At 73.7% G+C, this 10,643-nt stretch carries 8 protein-coding genes; 1 reads left to right on the top strand and 7 read right to left on the bottom strand.

Annotation, left to right across the window (positions count from 1 at the left end; translation table 11 throughout):
- Window positions 1–58 precede the first annotated feature (58 nt).
- Window positions 59–961, top strand: coding sequence for an aminoglycoside phosphotransferase family protein (locus OG335_RS39170; protein WP_405009091.1), 903 nt, complete (start codon window positions 59–61; stop codon window positions 959–961).
- 24 nt (window positions 962–985) lie between these two features.
- Here the strand turns inward: OG335_RS39170 and fdhD are convergent, their stop codons facing one another.
- The 7 genes from fdhD to lhgO all read right to left on the bottom strand — a co-directional run bounded on the left by fdhD (window position 986) and on the right by lhgO (window position 10,616).
- Complete coding sequence (gene fdhD / locus OG335_RS39165) at window positions 986–1,810, bottom strand: formate dehydrogenase accessory sulfurtransferase FdhD (RefSeq protein ID WP_405009092.1); 825 nt, start codon at window positions 1,808–1,810, stop codon at window positions 986–988.
- Window positions 1,811–1,858: 48 nt separating this feature from the next.
- Window positions 1,859–4,153 (bottom strand): FdhF/YdeP family oxidoreductase, encoded by a 2,295-nt coding sequence (locus OG335_RS39160; protein WP_405009093.1) that lies wholly within the window; start codon window positions 4,151–4,153, stop codon window positions 1,859–1,861.
- A gap of 386 nt (window positions 4,154–4,539) precedes the next feature.
- Window positions 4,540–5,379: a siderophore-interacting protein gene (locus tag OG335_RS39155; RefSeq protein ID WP_405009094.1), complete on the bottom strand. Its 840-nt coding sequence runs from the start codon at window positions 5,377–5,379 to the stop codon at window positions 4,540–4,542.
- A gap of 207 nt (window positions 5,380–5,586) precedes the next feature.
- Window positions 5,587–6,672, bottom strand: a complete 1,086-nt coding sequence (locus tag OG335_RS39150) for an Ldh family oxidoreductase (protein WP_405009095.1) — start codon at window positions 6,670–6,672, stop codon at window positions 5,587–5,589.
- Between the two features lie 20 nt (window positions 6,673–6,692).
- Window positions 6,693–8,402: a thiamine pyrophosphate-dependent enzyme gene (locus tag OG335_RS39145; protein WP_405009096.1), complete on the bottom strand. Its 1,710-nt coding sequence runs from the start codon at window positions 8,400–8,402 to the stop codon at window positions 6,693–6,695.
- A 13-nt stretch (window positions 8,403–8,415) separates the two neighbouring features.
- A complete protein-coding gene (locus OG335_RS39140; RefSeq protein ID WP_405009097.1) occupies window positions 8,416–9,276 on the bottom strand; it encodes an amidohydrolase family protein in 861 nt (286 codons plus the stop codon).
- A 131-nt stretch (window positions 9,277–9,407) separates the two neighbouring features.
- Window positions 9,408–10,616, bottom strand: a complete 1,209-nt coding sequence (lhgO, locus tag OG335_RS39135) for an L-2-hydroxyglutarate oxidase (RefSeq protein WP_405009098.1) — start codon at window positions 10,614–10,616, stop codon at window positions 9,408–9,410.
- Window positions 10,617–10,643 lie beyond the last annotated feature (27 nt).

Here is a 10,643-nt window from a genome sequence, read left to right as displayed (position 1 = left end):
GCGGAGGGCCCGGCCGATTGCATCGACCCCGGCCGCTCCCCCGCCCGGAAGGTCCCGCATGAGCGCTCCCCGGCTGCACGCCGACGAGATCACCGTCGACCACGCCCTGGTACGGGCGCTGGTCGCCGCGCAGTTCCCGCAGTGGGCGGGGCTCCCCCTCGCCCGGGTCGAACCGGGCGGCACCACCAACGCGATGTACCGGCTCGGCGACGGCCTGGCCGTCCGCCTCCCCCGCACCGCGGGGGCGGTCGGCGACGTGGAGCGGGAGCACCGGTGGCTGCCACGGCTGGCGCCGCACCTGCCGGCCGCGGTACCGGTGCCGCTGGGCCGGGGCGTGCCGGGCGAGGGCTACCCGCTGCCGTGGTCGGTCTACCGCTGGCTCGACGGGGAGACCGTGGCGGCCGGCCGGGTCGCCGAACCCGCCCTGCTCGCCGCGGACCTGGCGGCCTTCCTCACCGCCCTGCACCGGATCGACCCCGGCGGTGCGCCGGTCTCGTTCCGGGGCGGCGCGCTCGCCGACCGGGACGCCGGCACGCGGGCCGCGATCGGACGCCTCCGCGGAAGGGTCGACACCGCGGCCGTGACCACCGCCTGGGAGGAGGCGCTACGGGCGCCCGCGTGGGCCGGCCCGCCCGTCTGGATCCACGCCGACCTGCAGCCGGGCAACGTGCTGGTCGCGCACGGGCGCCTCGGCGCCGTCATCGACTTCGGCTGCCTGGGGCTGGGCGATCCCGCCGTCGACCTCATCGCGGCCTGGTACCTGCTGCCGGCCGGCGCGCGCGACGTCCTGCGGACCGGTACGCGGGCCGACGGGGCGAGCTGGGCCCGGGGCCGCGGCTGGGCGCTGTCGATCGCGCTCGACGAGCTCTGGTACTACGCGGAGACCGACCCGGGCATGGCGGGGACCGCGCGCCGTGTCGTCGGGCGGATCCTCGCCGACCGGGCGCACGGCGGCCGATGACACCGCCGGTCGGCCGGTGGGGGTTCAGGCCTCCAGGCGGTGGGCCCCGGTGTAGACGTTCATCGAGGTGCCGCGGAGGAAGCCGACCAGGGTCAGCCCGCACTCGGCGGCCAGGTCGACCGCCAGCGACGACGGCGCGGAGACCGCCGCCAGCACCGGGATCCCGGCCGTCACGGCCTTCTGCACCAGCTCGAAGGAGGCCCGGCCGCTCACCATGAGCACGGTGTCGCGCAGCGGCAGCAGTCCGCCGCGCAGGGCGTGCCCGACGACCTTGTCGACGGCGTTGTGCCGGCCCACGTCCTCGCGCAGGCAGAGCAGCTCGCCGTCGGCGGTGAAGAGCCCGGCGGCGTGCAGGCCGCCCGTGCTGTCGAAGACCCGCTGCGCCGCGCGCAGCCGCGCGGGGAGTGCGGCCAGCAGCTGCGGTGCGAGGTCCCGCGGCCCCGGTCCGAGCGCCCGGGCCGTGGTGGTCCGTACGGCGTCGAGGCTCGCCTTGCCGCACACGCCGCACGAGGAGGTGGTGTAGAAGCGGCGTTCCAGCGAGGCGTCCGGCGGTTTCGTGCCCGGGGCGAGGACGACGTCGACGACGTTGTAGGTGTTGGCGTCGCCGTCGGTGGCCCCGGCGCAGTAGCGCATGCCCGCGATCTCGTCGGCGCGGTGCACCGCGCCTTCGCCGGCGAGGAAGCCGGCCGCGAGGTCGAAGTCGTGGCCGGGGGTGCGCATGGTCACCGCGAGCGGGCGGCCGCCCACCCGGATCTCCATCGGTTCCTCGGCGGCGAGGGTGTCCGGCCGGAGGGTGCGGACGCCGTCCCGGATGCGCAGCACGCTCCGTCGCGCGGTCGATCGGGCCATGGGTGTCCTCTCCTGTGCGGCCGGGCCCCCGGGCGGGGCGCGGTGCCGTCAGCCTCCGGCGGCCGCCGGCTCCAGCCGGACGACGATGCCTTTGGAGGTGGGGGTGTTGCTGATGTCGGCGACGCTGTCCAGCGGTACGAGGACGTTGGTCTCCGGGTAGTAGGCGGCGGCGGAGCCGGGCGGCGTGGGGTAGGCGACCACGCGGAAGCCCCGGGCGCGCCGTTCGACGCCGTCGTGCCAGACGCCGACGAGGTCGACCTCGGCGCGGTCGGCGAGGTTCAGCGCCTCCAGGTCGGCGGGGTTGACGAGCACGACGCGGCGGGCGTGGTGGATGCCGCGGTAGCGGTCGTCCATGGCGTACGGCACGGTGTTCCACTGGTCGTGGGAGCGCAGGGTCTGCAGCACGAGGTGTCCGGCGGGTGCCCGGAGCATGGTGAACTCGTTGCGGGTGAAGACGGCCCGGCCGCTCGGGGTGCGGAAGACGCGCGCGTCGACGGGGTTGGGGAGGCGGAAGCCGCCGGGGGCGGCGACGCGGGTGTTGAAGTCCTCGAACCCCGGGACGACGCGGGCGATCCGGTCGCGGACGGTGCCGTAGTCGGCCTCGAACTCCTCCCACGGGATGCGGGGGGTGTCGCCGAGGGTGCGGCGGGCCAGCCGGGCGATGATCGCGACCTCGCTGAGGAGGTGGTCGGAGGCCGGTGCGAGGCGGCCGCGGGAGACGTGCACCTCGCTCATGGAGTCCTCGACGGTGACGAACTGCTCGCCGGCGGACTGCACGTCGCGGTCGCTGCGGCCGAGGGTGGGCAGGATCAGTGCGGTGTCGCCGCAGACGGTGTGCGAGCGGTTGAGCTTGGTCGAGATGTGGGCGGTGAGGCGGCAGCGCCGCATCGCGCGTTCGGTGGCGTCGCTGTCCGGGCTGGCCCGGACGAAGTTGCCGGCGACACCGAGGAAGACGGTGGCGCGTCCGTCGAGCATGGCCCTGATGCCGTCGACCGAGTCGAGGCCGTGGGCGGTCGGCGGGGTGAAGCCGAACTCCCGGCCCAGAGCGTCGAGGAACGGCTGCGGCATGCGTTCCCAGATGCCCATCGTCCGGTCGCCCTGGACGTTGCTGTGGCCGCGCACCGGGCAGACGCCCGCGCCGGGGCGGCCGATGTTGCCGCGCAGCAGGAGGAAGTTGACGACCTCGCGGATGGTGGGCACGCCGTGCTTGTGCTGGGTCAGCCCCATCGCCCAGCAGACGATGACGCTGCGGCTGGCGAGGACCTGCCGGTGCACGTCCTCGATCTCCTCGCGGCGGAGTCCGGTGGCGGCGAGGACGTCGTCCCAGCCGATGGTGCGGGCGTGGGCCGCGAACGCGTCGAAGCCGGTGCTGTGCTCCTCCACGAACGCGTGGTCGAGCACGGTGCCGGGGGCGGCGTCCTCGGCTTCGAGGAGGAGGCGGTTGAGTGCCTGGAAGAGGGCGAGGTCGCCGCCGGGCCGGATCTGGAGGAACCGGTCGGCGATGGCGGTGCCGCGGCCGAGGATGCCACGGGCCTTCTGCGGGTGCTTGAACCGCATGAGGCCGGCTTCGGGGAGTGGGTTCACGGCGATGACCCGGCCGCCGTTGCGCTTGGTCTCCTCCAGGGCGGAGAGCATCCGCGGGTGGTTGGTGCCGGGGTTCTGCCCGACGACGAACACGAGGTCGCTGTGGTGGATGTCGTCGAGGGTGACACTGCCCTTGCCGACGCCCAGGGTCTCGTTGAGGGCGGAGCCGCTCGACTCGTGGCACAGGTTGGAGCAGTCGGGCAGGTTGTTGGTGCCGTAGGCGCGGGCGAGGAGCTGGAGGAGGAACGCGGCCTCGTTGTTGAGGCGCCCGGAGGTGTAGAAGAGGGCCTGGTCGGGCGAGTCGAGGGCGTTGAGCTCGGTGGCGAGGAGCCCGAGGGCCTCGTCCCAGCCGATCGGCTCGTAGTGCTCGGCGCCGGACCGCTTGACCATGGGTTCGGTGAGCCGGCCCTGCTGGTTGAGCCACAGGTCGGACTTCGCGCCGAGCTCGGCGACGGAGTGGCGGCGGAAGAACTCGCGGGTGACGCGGCGGGAGGTGGCCTCGTCGGCGATGTGCTTGGCGCCGTTCTCGCAGTACTCGTTGCGGTGGCGGTCGGCGGGTCCCGGGTCCGGCCAGGCGCAGCCGGGACAGTCGGTGCCGCCGGTCTGGTTGACCGTCAGCAGGGTGAGGGCGGTACGGCGGACGGTGGTCTGTCCGAGGGCGTAGCCGAGGGCGTGGGTGACGGCGGGCAGGCCGGTGGCCCAGGTCTTCGGCGGGGTGACCGTCAGGTCGTCCGTCGGGTCGTCGTCGGTGGCGCTCATGGCCCCGTTCCTTCCGTTCTGCTGCTGCCGGGTGCCGTCCGGCGGTGCGGCGGCGAGGGGAGGCCGGGTGGGGCGCCCTGGTGCCCGGCGGGATCGGAACGGGCACCAGGGCGGTCTGCGGCGCCTGCGCGGCGGGGTGTTGCCCGCCGGTCCCGTGGCTGTCCGGGCGCGGGACCGGCGGGCGGTGAGGGTGCGGCAGGTGGTCGAGGGGGGTGTGCGGGGCTGTGCGGGGGGCGTACGGGCCCGGTACGGGGGGCCCCGTACGAGGGCCCGGTACGGGGGGCGTACGGGCCCGGTACGGGGGCCGGTCCCGCACCGCCGGTGCCGCGAGGGCCGGCGGTGCGGGCGGGCGGGCGGCTGCGGGGGTGCGTCCCGGTGGCCGCCCCTCAGGACGTGGCGGTCTCCTGCTCCGCCTCGACCTGAGCGTTCCACTGCCGCTTGGAGGCCTGCCAGCCGTCCTCGTTGTGGCCGAGGCGCCAGTATCCGGAGATGGACAGGTCTTCGAGCGGGATCCGGCGTTCGGTCCGCAGGTGGCGGCGCAGCTCCTTCACGAAGCCGGCCTCGCCGTGGACGAAGGCGTGCACCCGGCCCTGGGGGAAGTCGAGGCCGCGGACGGCTTCGACGAGGGCCTCGCCGACCGGCCGGTCGCCGCGGTGGAGCCAGACGACGTGTGCCCGGGAGTCGGTCTTCTGCTCCTCGTCGGGCCCGTCGACCTCGACGAAGGCGTGGACGGCTGCGCCGTCGGGCAGCGCTTCGAGGGCTGCGGCGATGGCGGGCAGGGCGCTCTCGTCGCCGGCCAGCAGGTGCCAGTCGGCGGCGGGGTCGGGGGTGTATCCGCCGCCGGGGCCGTTGAAGCGGATGGTGTCGCCGGGGCGGGCGCGCAGTGCCCAGGGACCGGCGAGGCCCTCGTCGCCGTGGAGGACGAAGTCGACGACGAGTTCGCGCTGTTCGGCGTTCCAGGCGCGCACCGTGTAGGTGCGGGTGGTGGGCCACTGCTCGCGCGGGAACTCGGCGCGGATCTGCTCCATGTCGAAGGGCTCGGGGTAGGTCACCCCTTCGGCCGGGAACAGCAGTTTGATGTAGTGGTCGGTGGAGGTGCCCGCCGTGAAGGCGGCGAGCCCTTCGCCGCCGAGGACCACGCGCTGCATGTGCGGGGTCAGTCGTTCGGTGCGGATGACCTGTGCGGTGTGCGGCTTGCGGGGCCTGCGGTCCGGTCGCTCTGCCATGGCTCTCCCTCGCATCAATTACTTAGGCTCACTAACTTACCACTTGCGGCCGTCGATGCGTCGGGCCGCCGGGGGCGGCGGGGACGGCGGGCGGCGAGGACGGCGCCGCCCGGGCGCGCCGGGGCGGCCGACCCGGCCCGGCCGGCAGGGGAGCACCTGCCGGCCGGCGGGGGCCGGGCCCCGGGAGCGGCGCCGACCGCTCCCCCGCTAGCGGCCGGCGGGGATACCGGCCGCGGGCGGGGTGATGCCGAACTCCTCGGCCTTGGCCAGGAGTTCGCTCCACACCTTCGGTGCCACCGGCACCCCGGCGCGGTCGCGCTCCGCGGCCACCGCGGCACTGCGCTCGCCGGGGTAGAAGACGCCCGCCGCACCGTCCGCCGGGGTCAGGTTCTTCACCGCGGCGAGCGTCGCGTCGACGTCCGCCGTGAAGATGCCCGTGTCGCCGAACGCCGCCGGGTCCAGCGCGATCAGCAGGGCGTTCTGCCGGTGCTTGCGCCCCTGCGGGTCGTCCGAGTGGAAGGACGAGAAGATGGGCGCGCCGACGAGCACACTGGTCAGCAGCTCGAAGGCGAGCGACATGCCCGACCCCTTGGCGCCGCCCAGCGGCAGCGGCATGACCGCCTTCTCCGGGTCGGTGGTGGGGGTGCCGTCCTCGGTGGCCGCGGCGCCCTCGGGCAGCGCCGTGCCGCTGGCCCTGGCCTGCCGGATCCTGCCGAGCGCGACGGTCGCGGTGGCCATGTCCAGCAGCAGCGGGGCGTGGTCGGCGGCCGGCACGGCGATGGCGAGCGGGCTGGTGGCCACGGCCGCGCCCCTGGCGCCGGTGTAGCCCATGTTCGGCATTCCGGCGACGTAGCCGATGCCGACGAGGCCCTGCTCGGCGATCCGGGACACGTAGTAGCCGATGGCGCCGGTGTGCACGGTGCGGCGCACACCGACGGCGGCGATGCCGTTCGTCCGGGCGCGGGTCACCGCCTCGTCGGCGGCGGCGGTCAGCGCCACCGGGCCGGGCGCGCGGTCCGCGTCCAGCACGGCGGCGGCCGGTGTGGACGACTCGACCGTGATCTGCGCGGCGGCGTTGGCGACGCCCTTGGCGAGGAGGTCGAGGTAGGCCGGCACGCGGGCGATGCCGTGCGACTCGACGCCCCGCCGGGCGGCCCAGACGAACACGTCGGCGGTGGTGCGGGCGTCGTCCGCGCTCAGCCCTCCCTTCTCGAGGAGGGCGGCGGAGAAGGTGCGGAGGTCCTCGGCGGGGACGACGACCTTCCCCGGCTTGGGGGTGGGGGTGTCGGACATGGTGGCGGAAGCCTCCTGGGTCAGCGGGTGACGAGGACGTCGACGACGGCGGTGGTACCCTCGGCGACCGCCTTGAGCGCGCGCTCCAGCGCGGGCACGAGCGCGTCGGTCGTGTCGACCGTCTCGGTGTGCATGCCGAACGGCTCGGCGAACGCCGCGAGCCGGGGCAGGCGGTGCAGGTCGGTGCCGAGCCATTCGCCGGTCTCGGCCGCCGCGCCGTCGGGGTAGAACCTGCGGTGGTTGAGGTTCATCGACTTGTAGACACGGTTGTTGAACACCACGATCAGCACCGGCAGTCCGTACGCCTTGGCGGCGTCGTACGACTGGATGACCGGGTTGTAGGCGAACGCGCCGTCGCCGATGGTGAGCACCACCGGGCGCTCCCCCGAGGCGAGCTTGACGCCGAGCGCCACGGCGATGCCCTGGCCGAGTCCGCCCTGCACGTAGAAGTACGAGTCGGGGGTGGACGTCTGCACGTGGCGCTTGACGACCCGGCTGTGCGTGATCGTCTCGTCGACCACGATGCCGTCCCTGCCGTCGAGCAGCCGGCGCAGTGTCGCGGCGACGAGCACCGGGTCGACGCCCTCGCTCTCCGCGGCCTTCGCCTCGGCGCGGACGATGGCGGCCTGCTCCGCCGCGTACCGCTCGTCCTGCGCCGTGCGGCGCACGGCGACGGCGGCCGTGTCGAGGTTCGCCGCCCGCCGGGCGAGCTGGCGCAGCGTGTTGGTGACGTTCCCCTCCAGGTACCTGTCCGCGAACAGCACCTGGTAGACGACGTGCGGGCGCTGCGGCACCTCGTCGATGACGACGATCCGGGCCTTCGAGGGCTTGCGGCTCGGCGGGTAGAACGGGACGCGGCAGTTGACCAGCAGGATGAGGTCGGCCTCGTCCATCCAGGGCCCGATGTCGCTGCCGGCGTGCAGCGGGTGGTTCCGCGGGAAGTTGCCGCACACCGCCGAGTCGGGTTCGACGACCGGGATGTTCCACGCCTCGGCGAAGGCCACGAGCGCCTCGAAGCCGCCGGCCTCGCGGCCGGCCGTCTCCGTGACGATCACGGGGTTCCTCGCCTCGCGGATCATCTCCGCGACGGGGTCGACCTCCTCGGGCGAGCTGTGCGTGGAGCCCGGGCGGACGATCGGCTTGGCCTCGCGCCCGTCCCAGTCCTCCAGGAGGATCTCCAGCGGGATGTTCAGGTACGCGGGGCCCGCGGGTGCCCGCCAGGCCAGCTCCGCCGACCGGGTGATCATGGTCGGCAGGGTGTGGACGCTGGCGGCCTCGGTGGCCCACTTGGTGAACGGCCGGGCGATGCCCTGCGGCCCGCCCACGATCGACAGGTTCCGGTACCACTGGCCGCCCGGGTCCTGCCCGGGGCCGTCGCCGTAGGTGCTCGACTCCGAGGAGGTGACCACCATCGGGACGCCGGCGAGCAGGGCGCCGTGCACGGCCATCGAGCCCTGCAGCAGCCCGGGGGCGGCGTGCAGGAGCACGCCCTGCGGGCGCCGGGTGACGAGGCCGTACCCGGTGGCCATGCCGACCGCCACGGTCTCGTGGGTGAGGTCGAGGTAGTCCGGCGCCGGGTCACCGTCGCGGTGACGCCGGGCCAGGGACTCCCACACCGGGGCCCATTCGGACCCGGAGGAACAGAAGAGGTAGTCGGCGCCGACGGCGTTGAAGGCGGAGACGACGGCGTCACCGCCGTCGGCGCCTGGCGTGTTGCTGGTGTCCGTCATCTCGGTGCCTGCCTCAGCCCTGGGCCGGCCAGTCGAGGACCTCGCAGATGCCGCGGCCCATCATCCACTCCAGCTCTTCGGGGGTGAAGTCCCAGTGCTTGGTGAACTGCTCGATCGTGTCGGTGTAGGTGATGCCGTGACCCAGCAGGCGGGTGATGTCGGTGCCGTAGAAGCAGCGCTCCGGGCCCATCTTGTCGACCATCGCCCGCACGTACTTCTCGATGTTCTTGTTCGGGAAGGGCTCGGTGGAGTAGCCGGGCAGCGCCGACACCTTGACGTAGATGTTCGGGTGCTTGTGCAGGTCGGCGGTCTCCTCCGCCCAGTAGCCGATCGCGTCGTCGACGCAGCGGGCCATGATGCCCATGTGGTCGATGATGATCTTCAGGTCGGGGTGCTTCGCGGCGATCCGGCCGAGCTCGGCCTTCCACACCGGGGCGTGCACCATGGTGGGCACCCGCAGTTCCTCGGCGACCGGCCAGTACCAGTCGTTGGTGCCGTCGATCATCCAGTTGCGGTCCTGCGGGCGGTGGAAGGTCAGCCGGGTGCCCTTGACGTGCGGGTTCTGGGCGAAGTCCCGCAGCATGGCCGTGCCCTCCTCGGGCTTGTTCTGCGGGATGCGCGCCATGATGCCGAAGCGGTCCGGGTGGGCCTCGCACGCCTCCAGGGCGTAGTCGATGCGGTCGCCCTCCCAGGACGGCGGGAGGATCAGCGCCCGGTTGACGCCGGCCTCGTCCATCAGCTCCAGCGCCTCCTCGTAGGAGAAGGGGTCCTCGCGGTGGCCGTTGAGGCGGATCCGCTCACGTGCGCCGGGAACCCAGGGGCGGTCGGCGGACTCTTCCTTCCAGATGTGGATCTGGGTGTCGACCACGAACATGGTGGGCCTCTTTCGTTCGGGTGGTGCGGTGGTGGGGTGTGGAATAGACGTTAGGGCTGGTCGGGGGTCTTGCGGAGATCCCGGCGTGCAAGCATCTGTTGCACGTCAGGGCGTCTTCCGCCCGCCCGGCGTCAGGACGCGTCGCGCTCGCCGAGCACGACGTCGGAGACGTACTCGGCGATCGCCATGCTGGACGTCGCCGCGGGTGAGGGCGCGTTCCGGACGGTCGTGACGGCGCCCAGCCGGTGGATGCGGAAGTCGTCGACGAGGCTGCCGTCGCGGTCCAGGGCCTGCGCACGGACCCCGTTCTTCGTCCGCGCGACGTCCTTCGGCCCGATGTCCGGCACGTAGTCGGCCGCGGCCCTCATGTAGACGGACGTGAAGAACGAGCCGCGCATCTCCCGCACACCGGTGCGCCAGTGCTGTCGCGCCATGTGCCAGCTGCCCGGCCAGGCGGCCATCCGCAGGAGTTCGCGCGGGTCGACGCGGGAGCGCGTGTAGCCCTCCCTGGCGTACGCCAGGACGGCGTTGGGCCCCACTTCCACCTCCCCCGTGACGCGCCGGGTGAAGTGCACGCCGAGGAAGGGGTACCGCGGGTCGGGCACCGGGTAGACGAGGCTCCGCACCATGTGCGCCTTCTCGTCCGACACGCGCATGTACTCGCCGCGGAACGGGATGATGCGCGGCTCCGCACGGTCCTCCGCGAGCCGCGACACCGTGTCGGCGTGCAGGCCGGCGCAGACGACGAGCCGGTCGACGCGGACGGTCCGCTCCCCCGAGGCGACCTCCAGGCCGCCGGTGACCCGGCCGACCCGGGTCACCGGGAAGCCCAGCCTCACCTCGCCGCCGGAGTCGGCGATGTCCTGCGCGAAGGACCTGGCGATCCGCCCGTAGTCGGTGATCGCCGTCCGCGGGGAGTGCAGGGCGGCGAGTCCGGTGGCGAACGGCTCGATCTCGCGGATCTCGGCGGCGGAGACCCGCCGCAGGCCGGGCACGGCGTTCTCGGCGGCCGTCACCTCCAGCCTGTCGAGCCGGGCCACGTCGTCGGCGTTCACCGCCACGACGAGCTTGCCGCTCTCCTCGTACGGCAGCGCGCGGTCCGCGCAGTACGCGCGCAGCAGGTCCCTGCCCCGGGTGCACAGCTGCGCCTTGAGGCTGCCGGGCTTGTAGTAGATGCCGGCGTGCACGACGCCGGAGTTGTGGCCGGTCTGGTGGAGGGCCACGTCGGGCTCCTTCTCCAGGACCACGATGCGGGTGCCCGGTCGCCGGTGCGCGAGTTCGCGGCCGACGGCGAGGCCGACGATACCGGCACCGATGATGCCGATCGTCTCGTCAGCCATGGTGGTGCTCCGTTCCTGGGGTGCGGT

It is taken from the genome of Kitasatospora sp. NBC_01539, from assembly GCF_045040525.1.
Classification (GTDB): Bacteria; Actinomycetota; Actinomycetes; order Streptomycetales; family Streptomycetaceae; genus Kitasatospora.
The sequence above is the reverse complement of the archived record's forward strand: the minus strand, read 5'-3'. Positions and strand labels throughout refer to the sequence as shown.

What these genes read in the sequence shown, in the direction of transcription:
- OG335_RS39150 (WP_405009095.1), bottom strand. Translation starts at nt 6,672, where the DNA reads ATGTCCGACACCCCCACCCCCAAGCCGGGGAAGGTCGTCGTCCCCGCC.
- OG335_RS39170 (WP_405009091.1), top strand. Translation starts at nt 59, where the DNA reads ATGAGCGCTCCCCGGCTGCACGCCGACGAGATCACCGTCGACCACGCC.
- OG335_RS39160 (WP_405009093.1), bottom strand. Translation starts at nt 4,153, where the DNA reads ATGAGCGCCACCGACGACGACCCGACGGACGACCTGACGGTCACCCCG.
- OG335_RS39155 (WP_405009094.1), bottom strand. Translation starts at nt 5,379, where the DNA reads ATGGCAGAGCGACCGGACCGCAGGCCCCGCAAGCCGCACACCGCACAG.
- OG335_RS39140 (WP_405009097.1), bottom strand. Translation starts at nt 9,276, where the DNA reads ATGTTCGTGGTCGACACCCAGATCCACATCTGGAAGGAAGAGTCCGCC.
- fdhD (WP_405009092.1), bottom strand. Translation starts at nt 1,810, where the DNA reads ATGGCCCGATCGACCGCGCGACGGAGCGTGCTGCGCATCCGGGACGGC.
- OG335_RS39145 (WP_405009096.1), bottom strand. Translation starts at nt 8,402, where the DNA reads ATGACGGACACCAGCAACACGCCAGGCGCCGACGGCGGTGACGCCGTC.
- lhgO (WP_405009098.1), bottom strand. Translation starts at nt 10,616, where the DNA reads ATGGCTGACGAGACGATCGGCATCATCGGTGCCGGTATCGTCGGCCTC.